The organism is Enterobacter sp. CPE_E1241 (assembly GCF_045618265.1).
In the GTDB taxonomy this organism is placed as follows: domain Bacteria; phylum Pseudomonadota; class Gammaproteobacteria; order Enterobacterales; family Enterobacteriaceae; genus Enterobacter; species Enterobacter adelaidei.
Map to the genome: position 1 here is coordinate 3,067,912 of NZ_JBIWYV010000001.1, position 24,160 is coordinate 3,092,071.

General features: G+C 55.9%; 18 protein-coding genes, 2 tRNA genes and 1 pseudogene. 12 read left to right on the forward strand and 9 right to left on the reverse strand.

The features are described from left to right. Positions 1–16 precede the first annotated feature (16 nt). A complete protein-coding gene (gene fumA / locus ACJ9Y9_RS15135; protein ID WP_028019612.1) occupies positions 17–1,666 on the forward strand; it encodes a class I fumarate hydratase FumA in 1,650 nt (549 codons plus the stop codon). Here the strand turns inward: fumA and ACJ9Y9_RS15140 are convergent. After that, positions 1,660–1,794 (reverse strand): annotated as a pseudogene (locus tag ACJ9Y9_RS15140) (LysR family transcriptional regulator); the annotation flags it as partial. The gene fumA and the pseudogene ACJ9Y9_RS15140 overlap by 7 nt on opposite strands. A gap of 355 nt (positions 1,795–2,149) precedes the next feature. On the opposite strand from ACJ9Y9_RS15140, the gene ACJ9Y9_RS15145 reads away from it, so the two are divergent. Further along, positions 2,150–3,463 (forward strand): MFS transporter, encoded by a 1,314-nt coding sequence (locus ACJ9Y9_RS15145; RefSeq protein WP_028019613.1) that lies wholly within the window; start codon positions 2,150–2,152, stop codon positions 3,461–3,463. Continuing rightward, positions 3,460–4,248 (forward strand): substrate-binding domain-containing protein, encoded by a 789-nt coding sequence (locus ACJ9Y9_RS15150; RefSeq protein WP_028019614.1) that lies wholly within the window; start codon positions 3,460–3,462, stop codon positions 4,246–4,248. Before ACJ9Y9_RS15145 ends, ACJ9Y9_RS15150 begins: the two co-directional genes overlap by 4 nt. Here ACJ9Y9_RS15150 and ACJ9Y9_RS15155 read toward each other — a convergent pair. Continuing rightward, the gene (locus ACJ9Y9_RS15155) at positions 4,223–5,122 is read right to left on the reverse strand and encodes a LysR family transcriptional regulator (RefSeq protein WP_028019615.1); all 900 of its coding nucleotides are present in this window, start codon (positions 5,120–5,122) and stop codon (positions 4,223–4,225) included. The genes ACJ9Y9_RS15150 and ACJ9Y9_RS15155 overlap by 26 nt on opposite strands. Positions 5,123–5,456: 334 nt before the next feature. On the opposite strand from ACJ9Y9_RS15155, the gene mtfA reads away from it, so the two are divergent. Further along, on the forward strand, positions 5,457–6,254 hold the full coding sequence (mtfA, locus tag ACJ9Y9_RS15160; RefSeq protein WP_028019616.1) for a DgsA anti-repressor MtfA: 798 nt from the start codon (positions 5,457–5,459) through the stop codon (positions 6,252–6,254). Here the strand turns inward: mtfA and ACJ9Y9_RS15165 are convergent. Beyond that, positions 6,251–7,462, reverse strand: coding sequence for an MFS transporter (locus ACJ9Y9_RS15165; RefSeq protein WP_028019617.1), 1,212 nt, complete (start codon positions 7,460–7,462; stop codon positions 6,251–6,253). The two genes, mtfA and ACJ9Y9_RS15165, sit on opposite strands and share 4 nt — an antisense overlap. A 138-nt stretch (positions 7,463–7,600) precedes the next feature. On the opposite strand from ACJ9Y9_RS15165, the gene ACJ9Y9_RS15170 reads away from it, so the two are divergent. The 6 genes from ACJ9Y9_RS15170 (at position 7,601) to ACJ9Y9_RS15195 (ending at position 15,807) form a co-directional block, all read left to right on the forward strand. Further along, positions 7,601–9,343, forward strand: a complete 1,743-nt coding sequence (locus ACJ9Y9_RS15170; protein WP_231079285.1) for an IucA/IucC family siderophore biosynthesis protein — start codon at positions 7,601–7,603, stop codon at positions 9,341–9,343. Next, positions 9,343–10,290: a GNAT family N-acetyltransferase gene (locus tag ACJ9Y9_RS15175; RefSeq protein ID WP_028019619.1), complete on the forward strand. Its 948-nt coding sequence runs from the start codon at positions 9,343–9,345 to the stop codon at positions 10,288–10,290. The genes ACJ9Y9_RS15170 and ACJ9Y9_RS15175 overlap by 1 nt, the downstream gene beginning before the upstream one ends. Next, a complete protein-coding gene (iucC, locus tag ACJ9Y9_RS15180; protein ID WP_028019620.1) occupies positions 10,287–12,029 on the forward strand; it encodes an IucA/IucC family siderophore biosynthesis protein in 1,743 nt (580 codons plus the stop codon). The genes ACJ9Y9_RS15175 and iucC overlap by 4 nt, the downstream gene beginning before the upstream one ends. Beyond that, on the forward strand, positions 12,026–13,351 hold the full coding sequence (locus ACJ9Y9_RS15185) for a lysine N(6)-hydroxylase/L-ornithine N(5)-oxygenase family protein (RefSeq protein WP_028019621.1): 1,326 nt from the start codon (positions 12,026–12,028) through the stop codon (positions 13,349–13,351). Before iucC ends, ACJ9Y9_RS15185 begins: the two co-directional genes overlap by 4 nt. A 26-nt stretch (positions 13,352–13,377) precedes the next feature. Beyond that, a complete protein-coding gene (locus ACJ9Y9_RS15190; protein ID WP_049006657.1) occupies positions 13,378–15,567 on the forward strand; it encodes a TonB-dependent siderophore receptor in 2,190 nt (729 codons plus the stop codon). Between the two features lie 164 nt (positions 15,568–15,731). Next, a tRNA-Asn gene (locus ACJ9Y9_RS15195) sits at positions 15,732–15,807 on the forward strand. Between the two features lie 54 nt (positions 15,808–15,861). On the opposite strand, the gene ACJ9Y9_RS15200 is transcribed toward ACJ9Y9_RS15195, so the two are convergent. After that, complete coding sequence (locus ACJ9Y9_RS15200; RefSeq protein ID WP_028019623.1) at positions 15,862–16,263, reverse strand: RidA family protein; 402 nt, start codon at positions 16,261–16,263, stop codon at positions 15,862–15,864. Positions 16,264–16,404: 141 nt separating this feature from the next. On the opposite strand from ACJ9Y9_RS15200, the gene ACJ9Y9_RS15205 reads away from it, so the two are divergent. After that, positions 16,405–17,325 (forward strand): LysR family transcriptional regulator, encoded by a 921-nt coding sequence (locus ACJ9Y9_RS15205; RefSeq protein ID WP_028019624.1) that lies wholly within the window; start codon positions 16,405–16,407, stop codon positions 17,323–17,325. Between the two features lie 54 nt (positions 17,326–17,379). Here ACJ9Y9_RS15205 and cbl read toward each other — a convergent pair whose 3' ends face one another. Both cbl and nac read right to left on the reverse strand, forming a co-directional pair. After that, entirely contained in the window at positions 17,380–18,330 is a 951-nt protein-coding gene (gene cbl / locus ACJ9Y9_RS15210) for an HTH-type transcriptional regulator Cbl (protein WP_028019625.1), read from the reverse strand. Between the two features lie 96 nt (positions 18,331–18,426). Next, positions 18,427–19,344, reverse strand: coding sequence for a nitrogen assimilation transcriptional regulator NAC (gene nac / locus ACJ9Y9_RS15215; RefSeq protein ID WP_008499475.1), 918 nt, complete (start codon positions 19,342–19,344; stop codon positions 18,427–18,429). Between the two features lie 319 nt (positions 19,345–19,663). On the opposite strand from nac, the gene ACJ9Y9_RS15220 reads away from it, so the two are divergent. Next, positions 19,664–19,739, forward strand: a tRNA-Asn gene (locus ACJ9Y9_RS15220). Between the two features lie 76 nt (positions 19,740–19,815). Here ACJ9Y9_RS15220 and ldtA read toward each other — a convergent pair. From ldtA to ACJ9Y9_RS15235, 3 genes are all read right to left on the reverse strand, one after another. Continuing rightward, entirely contained in the window at positions 19,816–20,712 is an 897-nt protein-coding gene (gene ldtA / locus ACJ9Y9_RS15225) for a L,D-transpeptidase (RefSeq protein WP_028019626.1), read from the reverse strand. Positions 20,713–20,774: 62 nt separating this feature from the next. After that, the gene (locus tag ACJ9Y9_RS15230) at positions 20,775–23,468 is read right to left on the reverse strand and encodes a cation-transporting P-type ATPase (protein WP_028019627.1); all 2,694 of its coding nucleotides are present in this window, start codon (positions 23,466–23,468) and stop codon (positions 20,775–20,777) included. Positions 23,469–23,515: 47 nt separating this feature from the next. After that, positions 23,516–23,947, reverse strand: coding sequence for a universal stress protein (locus tag ACJ9Y9_RS15235; RefSeq protein WP_028019628.1), 432 nt, complete (start codon positions 23,945–23,947; stop codon positions 23,516–23,518). Positions 23,948–24,160: the final 213 nt, after the last annotated feature.

A 24,160-nucleotide genomic window follows, 5' to 3' on the forward strand; every position in this document is an offset into this window, starting at 1 on the left:
TGTGGAGCAATACGCTATGTCAAACAAACCGTTTATCTACCAGAACCCCTTCCCTCTCGCGCATGACGACACCGAATACTATCTGCTGACTAAAGAGCACGTCTCCGTTGCCGAGTTCGAGGGTCAGGAGATCCTGAAAGTCGAGCCAGAGGCGCTGACGCTGCTGGCACAGCAGGCTTTCCACGATGCTGCGTTTATGCTGCGTCCTTCTCATCAGAAGCAGGTTGCCGCCATTCTTAACGATCCTGAAGCCAGCCAGAACGACAAGTACGTTGCCCTGCAGTTCCTGCGCAACTCCGAGATTGCCGCCAAAGGCGTGCTGCCAACCTGCCAGGACACCGGAACGGCGATCGTCATGGGGAAAAAAGGCCAGCGCGTCTGGACCGGTGGCGGCGACGAAGCAGCCCTGAGCCAGGGGGTGTATAACACCTACATCGAAGACAACCTGCGCTACTCCCAGAATGCCGCGCTGGATATGTATAAAGAGGTGAATACCGGCACCAACCTACCCGCGCAGATTGATCTCTACAGCGTGGACGGGGACGAATACAAATTCCTGTGCATGGCAAAAGGTGGCGGTTCAGCCAACAAAACCTATCTCTACCAGGAAACCAAAGCGCTGATTACTCCGGCGAAACTGAAAAATTATTTGGTTGAGAAGATGCGTACTCTGGGCACTGCAGCCTGCCCGCCTTACCATATCGCGTTTGTGATTGGCGGTACCTCTGCGGAAAGCACCCTGAAAACCGTGAAACTGGCGTCCACCCGCTATTACGACGCACTGCCAACGGAAGGTAACGAACACGGCCAGGCGTTCCGTGATGTTCAGCTCGAACAGGAACTACTCCAGGAAGCGCAGAACCTGGGTCTCGGCGCACAGTTTGGCGGCAAATACTTCGCCCACGATATCCGCGTGATCCGCCTGCCACGCCATGGCGCCTCCTGCCCAATCGGCATGGGTGTTTCCTGCTCCGCAGACCGTAATATCAAAGCAAAAATCAACCGCGACGGGATCTGGATTGAAAAACTGGAACACAACCCGGGCCAGTATATTCCTGAATCTCTGCGTCAGCAGGGCGAAGGCGACGTGGTCAGCATCAACCTGAACAAGCCGATGAATGAGATCCTGGCGCAGCTCTCCGCGCACCCGGTCTCTACCCGTCTGTCGCTGAACGGTACTATCATCGTCGCGCGCGATATCGCCCACGCGAAGCTGAAAGAGTTGCTCGACAATGGCGAAGAACTGCCGCAGTACGTGAAAGACCATCCAATCTACTATGCGGGCCCTGCTAAAACGCCGGAAGGCTATGCGTCTGGTTCACTCGGCCCGACCACCGCGGGACGTATGGACTCATATGTGGACCTACTGCAATCCCACGGCGCGAGCATGATCATGCTGGCAAAAGGCAACCGCAGCCAGCAGGTAACGGATGCCTGCCATAAGCACGGCGGCTTCTACCTGGGCAGCATCGGCGGCCCGGCTGCGGTGTTGGCGCAAAACAGTATTAAGAGTCTGGAATGCGTGGCGTATCCTGAACTGGGTATGGAAGCCATCTGGAAAATCGAAGTCGAGAACTTCCCGGCGTTTATCCTGGTGGATGACAAAGGCAACGATTTCTTCCAGCAGATCCAGAACCAACAGTGCAAAGGGTGTTCACAGCGCTGAGCGCTTCCCGGCTTCCAGATGGTGACCATCGTCTGACTAATCCCCCGGCTGCCCACTTCGGTGCGCAGCCTTTTTTCGTTCTGCCACTGCACGGCATGAAAATGGGTTGGTAAGAATCCCTGGCCGCAGGCGGAGCCGTCCTTTAGCGCCCAGCCGCTGGAGGCCTCTCTGATGTTTAGCGCCATTGCCCGGGCGCTGAGCTAAATTGCCCCCGCCGGGTAATGAAGCGGTTACCCGGCACTTTCTGAAGCGCCCCTCTGCGCCACATCACAAAATCGCAATATCAGAGACTTACAGAATATTGGTGAATAAAAAGCCAACAACTTGTTAAGTTATTGTTGCCATTAATTGTATTTACACAGTGAATGGTATTCATGCAAAAAATGCATCAGCCGATGCGGCATTTGCGCTTATCTATTTCCTCGTCCTGATCCAGTTTTCAGAAACAGACGCGTAAAACGTCAACAATAACTGGAGATAACCATGTTTTCCTCAACCTCACATGCAACCGTACGGTCTAAGGCGGGCGCGATACTTCGCGTGACGTCCGGCAACTTTCTTGAACAGTTCGATTTCTTTCTTTTCGGCTTCTATGCCACCTACATCGCCCACACGTTCTTCCCGGCGAGCAGTGAATTTGCGTCGCTGATGATGACCTTCGCCGTCTTCGGCGCGGGCTTTTTGATGCGGCCCATCGGGGCCATTGTGCTTGGTGCGTATATCGACAAGGTGGGGCGCAGAAAGGGGCTGATCGTCACGCTTTCCATCATGGCGGCGGGGACGTTCCTGATTGTGCTTATCCCCTCTTATCAAAGCATTGGTCTGTGGGCACCGCTGCTGGTGCTGACGGGCCGTCTGCTGCAGGGCTTTTCCGCCGGTGCAGAGCTTGGAGGCGTCTCGGTCTATCTGGCTGAAATCGCCACACCGGGCCGCAAAGGGTTTTACACCAGCTGGCAGTCCGGCAGCCAGCAGGTCGCCATTATGGTCGCCGCAGCGATGGGTTTTGCCCTGAATGCCCTGATGGAGGAGAGCGCCATTCGCGAATGGGGCTGGCGCATCCCGTTCCTGTTCGGCTGTTTAATCGTGCCGTTTATCTTCTTCCTGCGCCGCAAGCTGGAGGAGACGGAAGAGTTCAGCGCGCGCCGCCATCATCTGGAGATGAGTCAGGTCTTTAAAACGCTGCTTGGCAACTGGCAGGTGGTGGTCGCAGGCATGCTGATGGTGGCGATGACCACCACCGCGTTCTACCTGATCACCGTCTACGCCCCCACCTTTGGCAAAAAGGTGCTGATGCTCAGCGCCTCGGACAGCCTGCTGGTCACGCTGCTGGTGGCTATCTCTAACTTCGTCTGGCTGCCGGTGGGCGGCGCGCTGTCGGATCGCTTCGGGCGCAAGCCGGTGCTGATTGCCATGACGCTGCTGGCGCTGGCGACCAGCTATCCGGCCCTGACGCTGCTGGCTAACGCCCCCAGCTTCTCCATGATGCTGAGCGTACTGCTGTGGCTCTCCTTCCTCTACGGCCTGTATAACGGCGCGATGATCCCGGCCCTGACGGAGATTATGCCTGCCGAAGTGCGCGTGGCGGGCTTCTCTCTGGCTTACAGCCTGGCAACGGCGGTCTTTGGCGGCTTTACCCCGGTAATGTCCACCGCGCTGATTGAATACACCGGTGACAAAGCCTCGCCTGGCTACTGGATGAGTTTCGCTGCCGTGTGTGCCCTGCTGGCCACGCTCTACCTCTACCGCCGCCGTGCGGTATCGCTGCAAAACACCGTCAAGTCACAGGAGGCAGTATGAAACGCACTTATCGCTATACCGCCAGCGCGCTGGTGCTGACATTCCTGAGCGCCAATGCCTGTGCTCAGGACGTGACGGTCATGATCTCAGGCGGCTTCAAAGCCGCCCTGGAAAAGCTGGCCCCGGAATATGAACACCAGACCGGGGATAAAATCGTGATCATCCCCGGCCCCTCAATGGGCACGACGCCGCAGGCGATCCCAAACCGCCTGGCGCGCGGCGAGAAAGCCGACGTGGTGATTATGGTGGGCGATGCGCTGGAGAAGCTCGAAAAAGCCAGCCAGACCCAGCCGGGTTCGCGAACTGAACTCGCGGACTCTCCCGTTGGCATGGTGGTGAAAAAAGGTGCGGATGTTCCTGATATCAGCAGCGAGGCGACCCTGCGTAACGCGCTGCTGCAGGCCAGCTCCATTGCCTACTCTGACAGCGCCAGCGGCAGGTATGTCAGCCAGGCGTTGTTCAAAAAGCTGGGGATTGAAAAGGAAGTGGCGGGCAAAGCGACAATGGTCGAGCGTATCCCGGTCGCCTCAGAAGTGGCGAAAGGAAAATACGCCGTGGGCTTCCAGCAGGTCAGCGAGCTGCTGCCGGTTCAGGGCGTTACCTTTATCGGGAAAATCCCTGATAGTCTGCAGTACATCACGCGCTTCGCGGGTGCGGTCACCCGCCATGCCGAACATCCCGCGGAGGGGAAAGCGCTGCTGACCTATCTCGCCTCACCGCCCTCAAGGGCCGTCATCAAGGAGACGGGGATGATCCCCGTTACGTCCGGCGATACTGCTCGGTGATCTGCTTTTCCAGTTCAGCCGCTATGTAAGACTGGATGCGCCCCCGGCGCCGGATAAGCCCCACGGTGCGTTTCACTTCCGGCGCCACCAGCGGCAGATGCGTCAGCAGCGTATGCTCTGACGTCGGCATCGACATGGCGGGAACGGCAGCAATGCCAATCCCCGCCTCTACCATACCAAGCATCGTGGTGACGTGACGGGTTTCACAGACGCTGGGGCGCTCGGGAACAATATCTCCCAGCATCCGATCGAGCAGGTTACGGTTACCTGACGTTTTATCGAGAGAGATATAATCCTGCTGATAAAACGCCTGCCACGTCAGGTGACTCTTTTGTGCCAGCGGGTGATCCTTTCTGCACGCCGCGACATAAACATCCTCCACCAGCGGAAAAAATTCGATGTCAGGCGGCAAGTTTCCTGCGAAGCAGATACCAAAATCCGCCTGGCTTCGGGCCACGGCGTCAATCACATTTCCTGCACTGCTATCGATGAGCTTAATGCGAACGCGGGAATAGCGAGACTGAAAACGACGAATCACGTCAGGCATAAAATAACAGGCCGCTGAGGGTACCGTGGCGACCGTGATAAGCCCTGTCCGTTCTTCACTGACTTTATCAACATCAGCCAGCATTGACTCTACGCTGTCGAGCAGCTGAGCGGATCGTTCAGCAAAGTTTTGCCCGTATAGGGTTAAGGCCACGCGGCGGGTGGTACGATCGAACAGCCGGTTTCCCAGCGCGGCTTCCAGCTTTTCAATCCTGCGGCTCAGCGCCGACTGGGATAAGCAGATAGATTCAGCAGCGACACGGAAGTTACCGTATTCCACTAACGCTCTGAAAGCATAGAGATCGTTAAGGTCAAAATTCACGGGCATGGCGTCTAAATGTCCTGTCAGGGAATACGCAACAAAGTCAAAAATAATAGCGTCTTATTGACCTACCGCAACCGGTGAGGTGTTGAATTTCAGATTAGCGTTCGTTGTGGTCAAGCTAACGATGGTTTCTCTTTGTCGGTGAATTCACTGAGACTACAGACAAGGCCACGACAGACGTCACAAAATGAAGGTGATGCCCGCAAACCGCTACCCACCGCTACGTACGAATGATAGTTTATTCAGGCTGGAATTGTCGCAGTGAGCGATTTTCTGGCATCTTAACCGAACCTGACTTTCCCATTTTTGTTCAAGTGACGAGTTTGCGAGCAAAGCGATGATAAAGTGGCCCTGGAAAACGAATGAGGCTGGCCGGGATGTGGCGCTGCCATGGGATGACGCGCTGACGATCCCTGTTCTGGCTAATCTAAACCCGGATGAACAATCGAAACTGGTTCAGTTAGCGGATCGTTTTTTGCAGCAAAAACGCCTGGTTCCGCTGCAGGGATTCGAACTAGACCCGCTGAAAAACGCGCGTATCGCCCTGCTGTTCTGCCTGCCGGTTCTTGAACTGGGTATCGAGTGGCTGGACGGTTTCCACGAAGTGCTTATCTATCCCGCGCCGTTTGTCGTTGATGATGAGTGGCAGGATGATATCGGTCTGGTGCACAACCAGCGGGTGGTTCAGTCCGGTCAAAGCTGGCAGCAAGGACCAATTATCCTCAACTGGCTCGATATTCAGGACTCGTTCGATGCGTCAGGTTTTAATCTGATTATTCACGAGGTGGCGCATAAGCTCGATACCCGCAATGGCGATCGCGCCAGCGGCGTGCCATTGATTCCGCTTCGTGAGGTTGCGGGATGGGAGCACGACCTGCATGCGGCGATGGATAATATCCAGGATGAAATCGACCTGGTGGGGGAAAGCGCAGCCAGCATTGATGCCTATGCAGCGACCGATCCCGCGGAGTGCTTTGCGGTACTCTCTGAATACTTTTTCAGCGCACCAGAACTCTTCGCCCCCCGATTCCCGGCACTGTGGCAGCGATTCTGCCAGTTTTACCAGCAAGATCCCCTGCAGCGTTTACGGCAGAATGAGGATGCTGGCGGCCATTCTCCCCGCCAGGTCCATTAATTTTTTTCAGCAAGGGGACGCTCAGTTGATCGAACCCCTATGCTGAGCACTAAAAACAGCAATGCCATGGCTAATGCAGCCATCGTTAAAAACTGTTCACCGTAAAAACGTGTCACTACAGGTACCAGCAGCGCGCTAACACCGTAGCCTAATGTGTGGCTGGTGGCGATCGCTCCCGCCCCTTTGCCCGTGGTTAGCCGATCGTTAAGCAGTAGCTGATATCCCGGTGTTGCCATGGCTGCCCCGAGCGACGTAATGACAATCCCCACGTAGAAAAGCGCCAGACCCGCCACAGACATCAACCCAAGCCCCACTACCATCAATACCGCGGCCATGCAGAGCAGTGTCACCGGGCTGAAATATTGCGGGCGGACCACCAGAAACTGCGCCGCGAGCGTGGCCAGCGCGGCCAGGCTCAGCAGGAGAGCAACATGATGGCTGATGTCCCGGGCGTTACCCTCCAGCAGCGGGCTAAGATGCGGTGACAGGCCAAGCTGCATTAAACTCACCAGGGCCGCCAGCAGCAGCGCCAATAACAGGAACGGCAGCATTGAAGCCCGCAAACGCGTCGACTGATGCGCCACTGGCGGTAACGGTGGGTCCGCCACTTCGCGAAGCACCAGCAGCAAAGCGATGAAAGGCGCAATCGCCATCAGCCAGAGCGGTGCTACCGGATTGACGCTGAGCATCAGCGCCGCCAGCGGTGGCCCAAGCAAACGACCACAACTCAGGCCGGAGCTAATTGTCGCCAGCGCGGCCATTCTTTTCTCCAGCCCCGCGCGCTGGATAGCCCACGTCTGAGCCGCAGGCACCAGACCTGAGACCGTCAGACCATAGAGCGTGCGCGAGAGAATCAACCCCGTCAGGCCCCAGACCTTATCCAGCATCCCGGCCGCCATCGCCCAGACCGCCAGCGACATCACCCCGAAACTGACCAGATAGCCACTCAGCGAGGCCAGCATCACGACCTTACAGCCATGTCGCTCGCTCTGGCGTCCCCACCAGGGTGATGCGGGTAAAAAGAGCATGGATCCGAACATCAACAGCCCGGCCCAAACCGAAAGCGAAAGCCCTGTCTGGGTGACCAGTTGCGGAAGCATGACCAGCAAACCGTTTTGCCCAATCCCTAATAAACCTGCACATAACGCCAGGGGCCAGTTGGCTTTTGGGGTGACGTTTTCCGTCAATGTTTCAGAGTCAGTGCGCATGAGAATGTGAACATAGTGTCAATAAATGTGTGGAAATCATGAAGTTTATGAAAACAAATATTGCAAAAATGGTTGCGACTGTAAACAGAATGAATATCATAACGAGAATTATTATCAATCATGGAATGAGGTTCATCTATGCGTACTCTGCCCCGCTCCGCCGGTACAGACGTTGCGGCCCAGTGTTTTTTAAACGCCCTGTTGCGTGAAACGAAGGACTGGCACTATCACTCCGCAACCTCTGCGGATGAGTTATCGCACATACATATTCCGCTTTCTCCAGCCCAGGCTCTTCGGGTTCCGGTACGGTATTTTTCCCCGACCCAGCATCATCAGTACTGTTTCCCGGCAACGCTTATCCAGAGTGACAATAACAGTAGTGACGCCGTCACATTCCACCAACTGGTTGATTTAATTCTTGAAAAACCGTCAGTAAAAGGTTCACTGGATGCCGATACGCTGGCGCGTTTTAAGCAACGCGCCCTTGAAAGCCATGCGCACACCTGGCAGGCGATTGATTTGCGCCACAGCTGGCCAACCCTGCGCGATAAGCCACTAAACTTTGCCGAAGCGGAACAGGCGCTGCTGGTCGGCCATGCATTCCACCCTGCGCCAAAGTCGCACGAGCCGTTTAACGAAACCGAGGCGCGTCGCTATTTACCCGATTTCGCTTCTCGCTTCCCGCTGCGCTGGTTCGCCGTTGAGAACACGCTTATTGCCGGTGACAGCCTGAATGTTTCCCTGCGCGAACGTTTACTGCGCTTTGCAGCCCAGAGCGCCCCTGAACTTCTCGGCCACTTCACCGACACCCGCTGGCTGCTGCCTATGCATCCGTGGCAGGCGGAGTACCTGCTCGGCCAGGAGTGGTGCCAGCGGCTGGTGACCAACGGTTCACTGCAGGATCTGGGTGAAGCGGGCGCACAGTGGCTGCCAACCAGCTCTTCACGCTCGCTGTACAGCGAAACCAACAGCGACATGATTAAGTTTTCCCTCAGCGTGCGCCTGACCAACTCCGTGCGCACGCTGTCGGTGAAAGAAGTTAAGCGCGGGATGCGTCTGGCTCGTCTGGCTAAAACCGAACGCTGGCAAGATCTACAGGCGCGCTACCCGACCATGCGCGTGATGCAGGAAGATGGCTGGGCGGGGCTGCGCGACGAAAACGGCGTGATTCAGGAAGAGAGCCTGATGGCCCTGCGCGTCAATCTGCTGTTTGATACTCCGGATACGCAAACCAATGTGCTGGTGAGCCTGACGCAGGCCGCCCCGGACGGCGGTGATAGCCTGCTGGCTGCAGCTGTACGTCGTCTGAGTGAGCGCCTGGATTTACCGCTCGCCCGGGCCGCGCGCTGCTGGCTGGACGCCTATTGCGACCGCGTATTACTTCCGCTGTTCAGTGCCGAAGCCGATTACGGTCTGGTCCTGTTGGCACACCAGCAAAACATTCTCGTTGAAATGCAGCAGGATTTCCCCGTCGGGCTTATCTACCGCGACTGCCAGGGCAGCGCCTGGACCGAGGGCGCCGACGCATGGCTGAAAGAGGCGGGCGAAACTGATGTGGAAAACCGCTTCAGTGAGAGCCAGCTGCTGCGCTACTTCCCTTACTACCTGCTGCTGAACTCTACCCTTGCCGTCACCGCAGCCCTCGCCGCCGCTGGTTTCGACAGCGAAGAAAACCTGATGGCACGCGTGCGTGACGCGCTGGCGGAACTGCGCCGCACGGCCAAGCAGACCCGCTGTCTCGACTACGTGCTCGACAGCCCGACCTGGAACTGCAAAGGCAACTTTTTCTGCTATTTGCACGATCGCAACGAAAACACGATTGCCGACCCGGCAGTGATCTATTTCGACTTTAGCAACCCGTTTTACAAGGAGAAGGTGTGATGGCTAACGCGAACATCGTTCATTCCGGCTACGGCTTTCGTTGCACAGCAACGGACACGCCCCTGCCGCTGACGTTGGGTCTCGACGGTAGCGCGGTGCTGGAGCGCCTGCGCGATATCCAGGACGGCTGGCTGGTTGAAGCGCTGGATCAGCTGTTTGTCGCCGCGCCTGCCCTCAGCGGGATCACCCTCCCCTGGGCTACCTGGAAGGATGAACCGCAGGCACAGGCACTGTTTAACCACGCGTGTGGCGATTATCTGGCGCGCGAAACTTTCTGGCAGCTGCCGCTGTGGCTGAAAGGTGAACGCCCCCTGGCCAGCGGCGGTATGCAGTTTGATGAGAGCCGTCAGCTGTACTTCCCGCTGCGTCCTCACCGCCCGCAGGGCGAGGTATACCGCCGTTATGACCCACAAATCAAGCGCACCCTCAGCTTCCGCGTGGCCGACGTGGCGCTGGACGGCGAGCGCTTCACCCACTGGATGAATAACCCGCGCGTCAATGCCTTCTGGGAGATGGCCGGCCCGCAGGCCGAGCAGGAAAACTACCTGCGTCGTCAGCTCGACTCGACCTATTGCTACCCGGTTATCGGCTGCTTCGACGACCAGCCGTTCGGCTATTTTGAACTCTACTGGGCTCCAGAAGACCGTATTGGTCGCCACTACCGCTGGCAGCCATTTGACCGTGGTCTGCACATGCTGGTGGGCGAAGAGAACTGGCGTGGTGCGCAATACATCCGTAGCTGGCTGCGCGGCCTTAACCACTATCTGTATCTCGATGAACCGCGCACCACGCGCATTGTCGCCGAGCCGCGCTTCGACAACCAGCGCCTGTTCCGCCATCTGGCGTCTGCCGGTTTTGATACCGTGAAAGAGTTCGACTTCCCGCATAAACGTTCGCGCCTCATCATGAGCCAGCGTCACCGCTTCTTCAGCGAGGTGGGACTGTGAACGCGCTCTGGCAAAAAGTGAACCATGAGATGGTGGCGAAGATCCTCGCCGAGCTGGAATATGAACGCACACTGCGCGCCGAGCCGCTTTCGTCGGACGCCTGGCGCATCACCATGGGCAACGAGTCCTGGCAGTTTCATGCCACGCGCGGGATCTGGGGCTGGCTGCATATCGATCCAAATAGCCTGACCACCACCAGCGGTGCCGCCGTGGAAGCGGAGAGTGCACTGCTGCAGCTGGCGACGGTGCTGGAGATGAGCGACGCGCAAACGGCGGAGCATCTGGAAGATCTCTACGCGACGTTACGGGGCGATATTCAGCTTTTACAGGCGCGTGAAACGCTGGATGCCGACGCGCTCATTCATCTCGACCCGGATGAATTGCAGTGCCTGATGAGCGGTCATCCTAAGTTTATTTTTAACAAAGGACGCCGCGGATGGGGTCTGGATGCGCTGCGCCAGTACGCCCCGGAATACCGCGGGCGTTTTCGCCTGCACTGGGTTGCCGTTCAACGTGAGCATCTGGTCTGGAGCAGCGACGCCGATTGCGATATCAACGTCCTGTTGGCAAGCACCATGGACAACGCCGAACGCGCCCGGTTTAACGACCGCTGGCAGACGCTGGGTCTCGACGAAAGCTGGCTGCCGGTGCCGCTGCATCCGTGGCAGTGGCAGCAAAAAATTGCCATTCATTTCCTGGCGCAGCTCGCGCGTGGTGAGATGGTGGAACTGGGGGAATTTGGCGATGAGTATCTGGCGCAACAATCTCTGCGCACGCTGACCAACGCCAGCCGTCGCGCGCAGTATGACATCAAGCTGCCGCTGACCATCTATAACACCTCCTGCTATCGCGGCATTCCGGGCAAGTACATTGCCGCCGGACCGCTGGCTTCGCGCTGGCTGCAGCAGCAGTTCGCCACCGACGCCACGCTTACCCGCTCAGGCGCGCAGGTGCTTGGCGAACCCGCAGCCGGGTACCTGTCGCATCCGGGTTATGCCGCCTTGCCGAAAGCGCCCTATCGCTATCAGGAAATGCTGGGCGTGATCTGGCGCGAAAATCCGTCGTGTTATCTGCAGGACGGTGAACAGGCGGTGCTGATGGCGGCGCTGATGGAAACCGACAATGCCGGGCGCCCGCTGATCGACGCGTGGATCAACCATTCCGGGTTAACTGCTGAAGCATGGCTGGAAAAGCTGTTTGCAGCGACGGTTATCCCCTTCTACCACCTGCTCTGCCGCTACGGCGTGGCGCTGATCGCCCACGGCCAGAACGTGACGCTGGTGATGAAAGACTCTATTCCGCAGCGCATCCTGCTGAAAGATTTCCAGGGCGACATGCGTCTGGTGGATGAAGACTTCCCGCAGGCGGAAAGCCTGCCGGAGCAGGTGAAAGCCGTGACGGCACGCCTGAGCGCGGATTACATCATCCATGACCTTCAAACCGGCAACTTTGTCACGGTGCTGCGCTTTATCTCGCGTCTCACCCAGCAAAGCGGCATCAGCGAAACGCGTTTCTATCAGATCCTGGCCGGAGTGCTGCGCCAGTATATGGCGGCTCACCCGGATCTTGCTGAGCGGTTCGCGAAATTCGACCTGTTCAAACCGCAAATTATTCGCGTGATCCTCAACCCGGTCAAACTGACCTTCTCAGAACACGACGGCGGCAGCCGCATGCTGCCGAACTATGTCACCGACCTTGATAACCCTCTTTTTCTGGCCTCCCGGGAGTCAGCACAATGAAAACCTATGATTTCATCGGCATTGGTATTGGCCCGTTTAACCTCAGCATCGCCGCGCTGGCGGAAGGGCTGGACGGTTTTAGCTCGCTGTTCCTTGAGCGCAAGCCGCATTTTTCCTGGCACCCTGGCATGATGGTGCCGGACTGCCATATGCAAACCAGCTTCCTCAAGGATCTGGTCAGTGCCGTCGAGCCTACCAACCGACATAGTTTTCTCAACTACCTGGTACAGCGTAAAAAGTTCTACCGCTTTCTGACCACCGAGCAGCGCACCGTTTCTCGTGAGGAATTTGCCGATTACCTGTGCTGGGCGGCGGAAAACCTCACCAACCTGTCATTCAGCCAGCAGGTACAGCAGGTGAGTTTTGATGAGAAAAACGGCCTGTTTGAGGTGGTCACTCAGCGTGACCGCTTCCTGGCACGCCATGTCTGCGTGGGGATTGGCAAACAGATCAATCTTCCTGACTGCGTCACAACTCAGGACGATACCTGCTTCCACGCCAGCGAGATGATGCTGCGCACGCCGGATCTCGCGGGCAAGCGCGTCACTGTTGTCGGTGGCGGCCAGAGCGGTGCCGACCTGTTTTTGAATATTTTCCGTGGCGAGTGGGGCCAACCGTTGAGCCTGAACTGGGTATCGCGACGTAATAACTACAACGCCCTGGATGAAGCCGCTTTTGCCAACGAGTACTTCACGCCGGAGTACGTGGACAGCTTCTCCACGCTCGGTGAAGAGGCGCGTCGCCAGATGCTGCACGAGCAGAAGATGACCTCCGACGGTATCACCACCGAGTCTCTGCTGGCGATTTATCGCGCCATGTACCACCGCTTCGAAGTGCTGCGTGAAAAACCCTGGGCGCACCTTTTGCCGTCCCGCTCGGTGACCGAGCTTACGAGGCTGCAAAGCGGGCAGCGCCTGGCAATACAGCATCATCTCGACGGCGGACGCGAACAGCTGGAGACCGATGTGGTGATCTTCGCCACCGGTTACCGCAGCGTACAGCCTGCTTTTCTCGCCCCACTGTCTCACCGCCTCCATCTGGATACGGACGAAGCTTTCTGCATTAACAACGATTTCACCCTCGAATGGGACGGCCCGCAGAGCAACCGCCTGTTTGCCGTGAATGCCGGGATGCACCGTCTCGGTATTGCTGAACCCCAGCTCAGCCTGATGGCCTGGCGTGCCGCACGAATTTTGAATCGCGCACATGCTGACGAGCCGTTTGAGTTGGCTACCTCCCCTGGCGTGATCCACTGGCGTACCACCACCAGCCCGGAAAGCAGCCAGGTTTTTAAATCGTTATCAAAAACGACTGAGTACTGACACACACAATCAGGATCGACATAACAATGAAACGTTCTCATCTTTGGGTTTTAAATCCTTGTTTGCTTGCAATGCTTTCTACCTCTGCGTGGGCGGAAGAACAAAAGGAAGAAAATATCGTTGTCTCCGCCAGCCGTGCGCATCGCAGCGTGGCGGAGATGGCGCAGACCACCTGGGTCATTGAGCGGGCTGAAATTGAGCAGCAGGTTCAGGGCGGAAAAGAGATTAAAGAGGTACTGGCACAGCTGATCCCGGGTATGGACGTCAGTAGCCAGGGGCGTACCAACTACGGAATGAACCTGCGCGGCCGTTCGATGATGGTCATGGTCGACGGTGTGCGCCTGAACTCGTCCCGTAGTGACAGCCGACAACTGGACTCCATCGATCCGTTCAACATCGACCGTATTGAAGTGATCTCCGGTGCCACATCGCTCTACGGCGGCGGCAGTACCGGCGGTCTGGTGAATATCGTCACCAAAAAAGGCCAGCCAGAGACTGAAGTTGAGTTCCAGACCGGAACAAAAAGTGGCTTTAACAGCCATAACGACCACGATGAAAACGTGTCGGCAGCCGTCAGCGGCGGCAACGACAATGCTTCCGGTCGCCTGTCGGTCTCCTATCAGCGCTACGGTGGCTGGTACGACGGCAAAGGCAACGAGGTGATCATTGATAACACCCAGACCGGCTTACAGTATTCAGACCGTATTGATGTGATGGGGACCGGCACCATCAACATCGACGATCACCAGCAATTGCAGCTGACGACGCAGTACTACAAAAGTGAGTCAGACGGTAAGCATGGGCTGTACCTCGGGAAGAACTTCTCAGCGGTAACGGGAGATGCTAACGCGTACAACAAAGGGAATCTCGACTCTGACCGCGTGCCGGGTACCGAACGCCATCTGATAAACCTGCAGTACTCCAATACCGATTTCCTGGGTCAGGATCTGGTTGCGCAGATTTACTATCGTGACGAGAGCCTGACCTATTATCCGTTCCCGACCCTGACCAAAGGTGTGGTGACCAGTATCGGCGCCTCTCAGCAGAAAACCGATTTTTACGGCGGTAAGCTGACGCTGAACAGCAAGCCAGTGGATGATTTGAACCTTACCTGGGGTGTCGACGCCGACCACGAAACCTTCGATGCCAACCAGCAGTTCTTCAACCTGAGCAAAGCCGCGGCGAGTGGCGGCATGGAGCTGGACAACGCGTATAACGTAGGTCGTTACCCGGGTTACAGCATCACCAACCTCGCCCCGTTCCTGCAGGCCAGCTACGATATTGACGCCATCACCCTGAGTGGCGGCGTGCGTTACCAGTACACCGAAAACAAAGTAGATGACTTTGTGGGTTACGCGCAGCAGCAGGCTATCGCCACTGGCAAAGCCACCTCCGCAGACGCGGTGCCGGGCGGGAAAACCGATTACAACAATTTCCTGTTTAACGCCGGGATCCTCGGTCGCCTGACCGAGCAGCAGCAGGTGTGGTTTAACTTCTCGCAAGGTTTTGAAATTCCTGACCTGGCGAAGTACTACGGTTCCGGCACCTATCAGCTCAGCAATGGTCACTATCGCCTGCTGAACAGCGTGAACGTGAACGACTCAAAACTGGACGGTATCAAGGTTAACGCTTACGAGCTGGGCTGGCGCTACACCGGCGATAACCTGCGCACGCAGGTCGCGGCCTACTACTCGCTCTCGGATAAAACCATCACCATCAACAAGACGGACATGACCATTAACCTCGAAGATGACAAACGTCGTATCTACGGGGTGGAAGGTCAGGTGGACTATTTCTTCACCGACAGCGACTGGAGCACGGGCGCGAACTTTAACGCCATCAAGTCTGAAACCCGTGAAAATGGGAAATGGGAGAAGCTGACGGTTGACAGCGCCAGCCCGTCGAAAGCCAGCGCATGGGTCAACTGGGCGCCAGGCGACTGGACCTTGCGAGTACAGAGCACGCAGACCTTTGACGTCTCTGACTCCGACGGTAAGAAGATTGATGGCTATAACACGGTCGACTTCCTGGGTAGCTACGCCCTGCCGGTGGGTAAAGTCAGCTTCAGCGTGGAAAACCTGCTGGACAAAGACTACACCACCGCCTGGGGCCAGCGCGCGCCGGGGCTGTATAGCCCAACCTACGGTGCACCGGGCCTTTATACCTACAAGGGCCGTGGACGCACGTTTGGTCTGAACTACTCCGTACTGTTCTAATACCGCGCGCCGCCTGCGGGCGGCGCATTTTGCTGTGTAATTTCGAAGCAAATTTACTATAAAATCAGCGATTTGCTGAAATTGTCGGCAAACGAACGAAAAGTGCGTTTTCACCCTTTGACAAGGCGTACTGAGGTCGCTACTATGCGCCTCGTTCACACGATTCCTCTGTAGTTCAGTCGGTAGAACGGCGGACTGTTAATCCGTATGTCACTGGTTCGAGTCCAGTCAGAGGAGCCAAATTTGAAAAGCCTGCTTTTAAAGCAGGCTTTTTGCTTTTCTTCGTCTCTGATGTTAACTCAGAATCGCATCCAGCCTGGCAATCACCTTAATCTCAAACTGGAATCCGTACAGCCACGTCACGCCGATCCCGGTCAACGTAGGGTAAGGCGCTTCTCCCCAATATTCTGGCAGGATACTCCAGATAGCGTCGAGGTTTGACTCGGGATCGACGACAAAGAGGGTAACATCGACCACGTCAGCGAACGTGCAGCCCGCAGCCGTAAGAACAGCATTAAGGTTATCGAATGCCAGCCGGATCTGAGCTTCCAGATCCTCTTCTGGCGAACCATCCTCCCGGCTACCAACCTGCCCCGAAACAAACAGAAAACCGTTGGATTTGATGGCCGGTGAATAGCGATTACGCTCGTAGAGCGCCTGGCGTCCGAAGGGAAAAACGGCTTCGCGTGTTGTCATGTTTGTACCTTTGTAATGGGGCGAAATCTGCCCGGTGAACATAAAGACACTTTACAGGTGCAGGATCGGGCGGATAAACAAGCGACTTTGTCCAACATTGTTTGTAATATCCAAACAATCGGTGAAAAGAGAGGACAAGGGATGGACCGTTTCGATGCGATGCGCGCCTTTGCTCGCGTGGTGGAGGCAGGCAGTTTCACAAAGGCTGCCCAAACGCTTCATATGAGCAAAACCACGGTGACGCAGCTTATTCAGCAGCTTGAAGCGCGCCTGCGCGTTAAGCTGCTCCATCGCACCACCCGCAGGCTCGGTGTGACTCCTGATGGCGTGGTCTACTACGAGCGCGTCATCCGTCTGCTGGCGGATATGGAAGATGCTGAAAACAGCCTGTCCAGTTCGGCGATGACGCCCAGGGGACGGCTACGGATAGATGTGCCCACTCCTCTCGCCCGCCTGGTGCTGGTGCCCGCGCTACCGGCTTTTCACGCGCGATACCCTGATATCAAGTTCGACATGGGCGTGAGCGACCGGGTGGTGGATCTGATCGGCGACAACGTGGATTGCGTCCTGCGCGGTGGCGAAATCAACGACCAGTCCCTGATCGCACGCCACGTCGGCGATTTGCAAATCGGTGTTTACGTCGCGCCAAGCTATGTGGAACGCCTCGGCGCCCCAGCGCATCCGCGAGAGCTGGAAAACACGGGCCATCGCATAGTGGGATTCTTGTCCTCACGCACCGGTAAGATTGATCCTCTGGTACTGCGCTGTGAGAGTGAACATATTGAAATCACGGGAAGCTATGTGCTTGCAGTTGATGATGGCAACGCCTACCTCGAAGCTGGGCTCGCGGGATTAGGCGTGATTGCGCTCCCCGTCTATATGGCGGCAGCGCATCAGACTGCTGGCTCTTTGATTCCGCTATTTGAAGACTGGCGTATTAATCCAATGCCCCTGTACCTGGCATTTCCGCCTAACCGCCATGTCAACGCCAGACTGCGCGTTTTTATTGATTGGATCGTTGAATTGATGCGGCAGCATGTCGCCATTACTTACAACAAGTGACGACATCCCTCCCCCCTGATTCGGTCAGCGCAGCGCTACCGGGCAAGCCAGCACTTAAATCTGATAATCAATCGCCACTTCTTCTGGTTCCATCACCTGGCGCTTGATCTCATCAACGGATAGCCCGGCATTGCACAGCTCGAGAAAACGCCATACATAGTTGCGCTGCAGCTGCCCGCGTTTCAGGCCAAGCCATACGGTGTTGGCGTCAAACAGATGACGCGTATCAAGACGTACCAGGTTCCCGTCTTCACGTTCTCCACTGGACTGTTCCGCCACCAGACCAATACCCAGACCCAGTTCGACGTAGGTTTTAATCACATCAGAATCCTGCGCGCTCAGCACCACGTCCGGCGTTAACCCTTTGCGGTTGAAGGCCTCATCAATGCGCGAGCGCCCGGTAATGCCCTGGCGGTAAGTAATCAGTGGCCACTTAGCGATGGCTTCCAGCGTCAGGGGGGATACCTGATTCAACGGATGATCAATGGGAAGTAATAAACTGTGGTACCAGCGGAACCACGGGAACGCCACCAGCAGCGGGTCGTTGCTCAGGCGTTCGCTGGCAATACCGATATCCGCTCCCCCGTTTTGCAGCAGCACTTCAATTTCCTGCGGCGTGCCCTGGATAAGCTCCAGACGGACATCAGGGAAAAGTTCGCGGAACGCTTTAATCACCGGCGGCAGGCTGTAGCGAGCCTGTGTGTGGGTGGTGGCGATGGTGAGTACGCCCGAGGCATCATTGGTAAAGAGATCCGCCAGACGACGAACGTTGCTGGCCTCGTTGAGGATCCGCTCCGCGATGGTGAGCAATGCCTTGCCAGGCTCCGTCATGCCAAGCAGTCGCTTACCACGACGGATAAAAATCTCTATACCCAGCTCCTCTTCCAGCTCGCGGATATGGCGGCTCACGCCGGACTGAGAGGTATAAAGCATATTGGCGACTTCGGTCAGGTTAAAGTCCCGCCTGGCCGCCTCACGGATAATTTTAAGTTGCTGGAAATTCACGATTCACTCCGGCGCATCTGACATAGCTCTATTGTTAGAGTCAGCTGAGCTGCAGAACAAATAATAAAAACCAGCATCTTATTCTTTTATGGAATATTAACTCACGAGCTGCAGTTCACGGTTCTCCAGCGAAGGCTTGCTGACCAGCGACATCAAAATCTCTTTTACCGCCTGCGCCTGCGGTGACAGCGAACCGCGTGCGGACATGTTCAGCGACAAAGGTAAGCTCATAGACGGCGTTGTGATTCGCGCCATCCAGCCATTTGCCGCACTGCACAGCGAGCGTGCAGCGGATTCCGGCAGAACCGTCACTCCCATTCCGCTAGCGATAGCTGCGGTCAGCGTGGAGATAGAGTCGATTTCGCCGATGATTTTTGCCGTCAGGCGGCGCAGAGAAAATGCTTCATCCACGCGCACGCGCACGGCGCTGTAGTCGCGCGGCAGATAGAGATTCATCTCAGCCACGGCGGTCAGGTCTACGCTCTGCCCCGGGCAGTCGCGAGTACCCACGAGGTAAAGATCTTCTTTCAGCAATGGCTGACTGGTGATCCCGGCAACCGGGGAACGATCGTAAAGCACCGCCATATCCAGCTGGCCGTTGAGCAGCTTGTCATTGAGCACGGAACCGCTGTTCTCGTGAAGGTACACCAGCACTTCCGGCAGCTCGGCGCGCACGGCCTGCAGCAGCGGCATGGTAATAGACGATGCGGCCGTTCCCGGTGCTAAACCGATGGAGACGTGCCCGCTCAGGGTCTGACCGACATTATTCACCGCCAGCTGCGCTTGTTCACACTGGCGGAGGATGGTGCGTGCGTGGGTATAAAGGATCTTACCTGCTTCCGTTGGCGTAACGCCGCGTTTGGTGCGGATCAACAGCTGCTGATCCATCTCGCCTTCCAGAGTAGCCACCTGCTGGCTCAGCGCAGGCTGCGCGATATGCAGCACTTCTGCCGCTTGAGTCAGGCTGCCGATATCGACGATTTTTACGAAGTATTTCAGTCGTCTTAAGTTCATTTTGCCCCCTGTTCGAAATGCTGTGCCGTAACCGGCTGTCGTTGTTGAACAGGTTTTGCAATATGAATGCCAGTTTTTCGAAGAGGTCTGATTTGTTGCTAAGCGGCTGAAAATAAGGAAACCTAATCATGGAGGGGGCATTTATTACTGAAACAGCAGTTTATGATCTGCCCCATTAGAGGTATAACCGCACCATTACGGTGCATTCCGCTGTCAAAAACATCACTTTGCCGATTTTGTCGGCAAACGATCAAAAGGTGTTGATCCACCCTTTGACAAGCTCGGCTGACGTCGATACTATGCGCCCCGTTCACACGATTCCTCTGTAGTTCAGTCGGTAGAACGGCGGACTGTTAATCCGTATGTCACTGGTTCGAGTCCAGTCAGAGGAGCCAAATTTGAAAAGCCTGCTTTTAAAGCAGGCTTTTTGCTTTTCTGCGCCAGGGCAAATTGCCGGGGGCGAAAAGGGCTTCACATGCCAAGCTTAACCGGCATCCCCGAGCGCCGTTCAAGTTCAGTTCCTGCGCCCTCGTTAATCAACTGCGTCCGCTGCGCGGCTGAAATTGGCAGAGGCACTTTTCGGGTCGATTCAAATTCCGCACGGTTACGTGATAATGGTTCATGCACTTCCACCCAGCGGCTACCGTCTGGCTCCGTGGTGACTTTAACGGGTCGATCGATAAGCTGCACTCGTGTTCCGACAGGAACATGATCGAAAAGGTATTTGATGTCGTGATTACGCAGACGAATACAGCCCTGACTGACACGCAGTCCGATACCGAAATTCGAATTTGTGCCGTGAATGGCATACAGCCTGCCGATATAGATCGCATACAGCCCCATTGGGTTATCTGGCCCGGCAGGGACAAACGCAGGCAGTGTTTTACCTTCAGCCGCATAGGCACGGCGCGTATTCGGCGTAGGCGACCAGGTCGGCCCCACCTGCTTACGCTCAACGGCCGTCACCCAGTTACGCGGTGTTTCACGCCCGGCCTGACCGATGCCGATGGGCAGCACCTCAACGGTGTTGCCGCCCGGCGGATAGTAATAGAGACGCATTTCTGCCACATTCACCACAATTCCTTCGCGGACAGTATCAGGCAAAATCAGCTGCTGAGGGATCGTTAATGTCGTACCTGATTTGGGGAGAAAAGGATCCACGCCAGGGTTGGCCTCCAGCATATTACTCAGCCCCAGTCCGTACTGCGCGGCAAAGGCTTCAAGGGGCAACGTGTTACCCTGTGGAACAGTGATGGTTATCGGAGCACCCACAAGACGGCTGCCTTCGGGTGGCAAGGTATAGGTCACGGCAAACGCGCCGGGAACAGCGGCACAAAGCGTGAGAACGAACGAGGCAAGTCGAATCATAGTGTCCTGAGCCCGAAAATAGAGAAAGCCTGAACGTAAGCAGGCTTTCTCAGTTTACGCTATTACGCCTCAGTTTTGCGCCACTTGCGTGTCAGAACTTTTTCCGCTTCAACAATAAGGAACATCACAAAACCAATCAGCAAGGTGATGACCCAGTAGCGGAACGGCAGCGCTTCTGTGCCAAACAGCATCTGCATGAAAGGTGCGTAGATAATGAGGAGCTGAAGCGCCAGCAGCACACCACTCACGATCCAAATCCCTTTATTTGCCAGCAGACCTTTGCTCAACGAGAAACCATCATTCACGCGGCAGTTGAGCATGTAAAACCACTGCGCCGTCACCAGGGTTTGCAGCAGCACGGTACGGATAAATTCCGCCGAGTAGCCACGCGGTTGCAGCCAGGCCTCCAGGATGAAGGCGCTGATGGCAATCATCAGGCCGACAAATACCACGCGCCAGATGGCATAGCCGTCCATCACATGCAGATTCGCCTTGCGAGGCGGTCGGTTCATGATGTCTTTCTCGCCCGCCTCGAACGCCAGCCCAAAAGAGAGCGTCGCCGATGTTGCCATGTTCATCCACAGGATCAGGACCGGTGTCAGAGGGATCAGGTTCCCCGCCAGCAGCGCGATGATGATCAGTAGGGCCTGTGCGATGTTGCTGGGGATAACGAACAGAATGGTTTTTTTCAGGTTATCGTAAACCCGCCGTCCCTCATGTACCGCGCGGGCAATGGTGGCAAAGTTGTCATCCGTTAACACCATGTCGGCGGCTTCCTTGGTGACTTCCGTGCCTTTAATCCCCATGGCAATACCCACATCCGCCCGCTTGAGCGCCGGGGCATCATTGACGCCATCCCCGGTCATGCCCACCACTTCCTGTTTACTTTGCAGGGCCTGCACAAGGCGGAATTTATCCTCCGGGCTGGTTCGCGCAAAAATATCGTACTGCTGCGCGGCATCGCTCAGTTGACGATCGTCCATCGCCTCCAGCTCACGTCCGGTGATAGCGCTTGCAGCGTTACCAATACCCAACATTTGCCCAATACTCATCGCCGTTTGCGGGTGGTCGCCGGTGATCATCTTCACGCGGATCCCCGCCTGCAGGCAGTCGGCAATCGCGGTAATGGCCTCCGGACGCGGCGGATCCATCATTCCGGCAATCCCGAGCAGGATCACTCCATCCTGCAGGTCCGGATGATCCAGCTCTCGTTGACCGTCGCGGGCGGGTTTCCAGGCCGCAGCCACCATGCGCAGCCCCTCACGGGCATATTCTTCAATCTTCCCTTCCCAGTAAGGCAGATCGAACGGTTGCATTCCGTCATTCGTCTGCTGGTACTGACAGAGGCGGAACAGCACGTCCGGCGCACCGGTAATCAGAATCACTTCTTCATCGTCCAGACGGTAAAGCGTGGACATGTATTTATATTGCGAATCAAACGGGATTTTACTGCGCATTTCGGTATCGAGCGGCGGGAGCTGAATTTTCGCCGCCAGCACCTTCAGTGCACCCTCGGTCGGCCCCCCGGTGATTTTCCACAGCCCCTGCTCGTCTTTGATCAACTGGCTGTCATTACAGAGGTCGATGGTGCGCAGGTAGCGTTCCAGTAACGAACCCTGCACCACGCTGACGGGCGTCGGGTCGTCTACGGGGTGAATGTTCCCCACCGGTTCGTAGCTGTCTCCCTCCACGCGATAGGTTGTGTCAGCGGTAATCACCGCTTTGACCGTCATTTCATTCATCGTCAGGGTGCCGGTTTTATCCGAGCAGATGACCGTCATCGCGCCCAGCGTTTCCACCGTAGGCAGCTTACGGATGATGGCCTTGCGGCGCGCCATAGCCTGTACGCCAAGCGAAAGGATGATGGAAATGATCGCCGGCAGGCCTTCCGGCACCGCAGCAACGGCGAGGCTGATGAGCGACAACACCAGCTCGGAAACCGGCATATCGCGGAACAGCAGACTGAAGACAAACAGCGCCACCATCATCACCAGGATAGTGATGAAGATAGTCTTACCGAGCTTATCCATCTGCACCATCAGCGGCGTGCGGTGTTTTTCGATATCAGACATCATCTGATTGATGTGTCCAAGCTCGGTTTCGCCCCCGGTTGCCACCACCACGCCTTTTCCACCGCCGGAGCTGACGGTAGTACCTGAATAAAGCAGATTATACCGGTCACCTAAAGGCAATTCCCCGCTTAATACATCGCTGTTTTTCTCTACAACGGTGGATTCACCGGTCAGAATGGCCTCCTCCACGCGAAGGTTATGCGCTTCAATCACACGCAAATCCGCAGGAATACGATCCCCGGCGCGGATCACCACGATGTCGCCCGGAACCAGCGTCGTGGTAGGGATCGTTTCATGATTACCTTGTCGAACCACCACGGCTTCGCTGGAGAGCATATTGCGAATACTTTGCAGCGATTTCTCAGCATTGCTCTCCTGAATGTGACCAATCAGTGCGTTAACGATGGCAACCCCGAGGATGACAAACATATCGACCCACTGGCCCATAAAGAGCTTGAGTAGTGCAGCCACCAGCAGAACGTAAATCAGCACATCGTTAAAATGGGCCAGGAAGCGCAGCCAGGCGGGTTTGCCTTTTTTTTGTGGTAACGCATTTTCACCATACTGCTGGAGTCGGACCGATGCCTCACTGCTGCTCAGCCCCTCCGCAGTGGAGTTGATATTCGCCAGGGTGTCGTCAACGGTTTGTTGATAATAAGGACGTTCAGGTTTTTCTGTTTTCATCGTTCCTTCCTCAGGTTCTTTTCAGAAATCACCTTGCTTTCATGCAATTAACGAATAACGAAAACAGGAACATGTGCGTAACGCACAATACTTGCCGCCTCTGACCCCAGGAGATGGGTTTGAATATTGGGATTTCGAGAGCCGACAATAATTGCCCCGGCAGCAAGTTCATCCGCCAGCTTAATAACCTCATCACGAACATTTCCGCTACGAACATGGAGGTGAACACGTTCTTCTGGCAAATTGAGTTTTTTGACCAGGTCAGACAGTTTTTCTTTAGAATTATTAATCATATATTCATCCATCTTGCGCGCATCTGAAATAAAACCACGCGTCAGTTCGGCAGAAAACTTAGGCATGACGTGCAGCAGATGAATGTCACCCGATGCGCTTTGTGCCAGGAACTGTGCATGCTGAAGGGCTTTATCAGCCAGGCTAGTCTCGTAAACATCCACCGGAACCAGAATATTTTTGTACATATCGAGCATCCTTTTTATAACCAACACAGTAGTGAGTGAAGCAATAAAATGCATTAAATGCAGGGAGTTACCCTTAATGCCAGTTACGGGAAAAAAAGATGAATGATATTAAACGTAGCACAGGAATATCAGGTTTAACGCTTACCCACTGATATTGGTTATTTAACATTTATCTTTTCTCCAACTATGCTCTTAGAAAGACGCTCTATACAG

Coding starts and splice junctions, on each gene's coding strand:
- ACJ9Y9_RS15185 (WP_028019621.1), top strand. CDS start 12,026: ATGAAAACCTATGATTTCATCGGCATTGGTATTGGCCCGTTTAACCTC.
- ACJ9Y9_RS15170 (WP_231079285.1), top strand. CDS start 7,601: ATGCGTACTCTGCCCCGCTCCGCCGGTACAGACGTTGCGGCCCAGTGT.
- fumA (WP_028019612.1), top strand. CDS start 17: ATGTCAAACAAACCGTTTATCTACCAGAACCCCTTCCCTCTCGCGCAT.
- ACJ9Y9_RS15235 (WP_028019628.1), bottom strand. CDS start 23,947: ATGTACAAAAATATTCTGGTTCCGGTGGATGTTTACGAGACTAGCCTG.
- ACJ9Y9_RS15205 (WP_028019624.1), top strand. CDS start 16,405: ATGGACCGTTTCGATGCGATGCGCGCCTTTGCTCGCGTGGTGGAGGCA.
- ldtA (WP_028019626.1), bottom strand. CDS start 20,712: ATGATTCGACTTGCCTCGTTCGTTCTCACGCTTTGTGCCGCTGTTCCC.
- ACJ9Y9_RS15155 (WP_028019615.1), bottom strand. CDS start 5,122: ATGCCCGTGAATTTTGACCTTAACGATCTCTATGCTTTCAGAGCGTTA.
- ACJ9Y9_RS15200 (WP_028019623.1), bottom strand. CDS start 16,263: ATGACAACACGCGAAGCCGTTTTTCCCTTCGGACGCCAGGCGCTCTAC.
- ACJ9Y9_RS15145 (WP_028019613.1), top strand. CDS start 2,150: ATGTTTTCCTCAACCTCACATGCAACCGTACGGTCTAAGGCGGGCGCG.
- nac (WP_008499475.1), bottom strand. CDS start 19,344: ATGAACTTAAGACGACTGAAATACTTCGTAAAAATCGTCGATATCGGC.
- ACJ9Y9_RS15150 (WP_028019614.1), top strand. CDS start 3,460: ATGAAACGCACTTATCGCTATACCGCCAGCGCGCTGGTGCTGACATTC.
- ACJ9Y9_RS15190 (WP_049006657.1), top strand. CDS start 13,378: ATGAAACGTTCTCATCTTTGGGTTTTAAATCCTTGTTTGCTTGCAATG.
- ACJ9Y9_RS15165 (WP_028019617.1), bottom strand. CDS start 7,462: ATGCGCACTGACTCTGAAACATTGACGGAAAACGTCACCCCAAAAGCC.
- ACJ9Y9_RS15230 (WP_028019627.1), bottom strand. CDS start 23,468: ATGAAAACAGAAAAACCTGAACGTCCTTATTATCAACAAACCGTTGAC.
- ACJ9Y9_RS15175 (WP_028019619.1), top strand. CDS start 9,343: ATGGCTAACGCGAACATCGTTCATTCCGGCTACGGCTTTCGTTGCACA.
- mtfA (WP_028019616.1), top strand. CDS start 5,457: ATGATAAAGTGGCCCTGGAAAACGAATGAGGCTGGCCGGGATGTGGCG.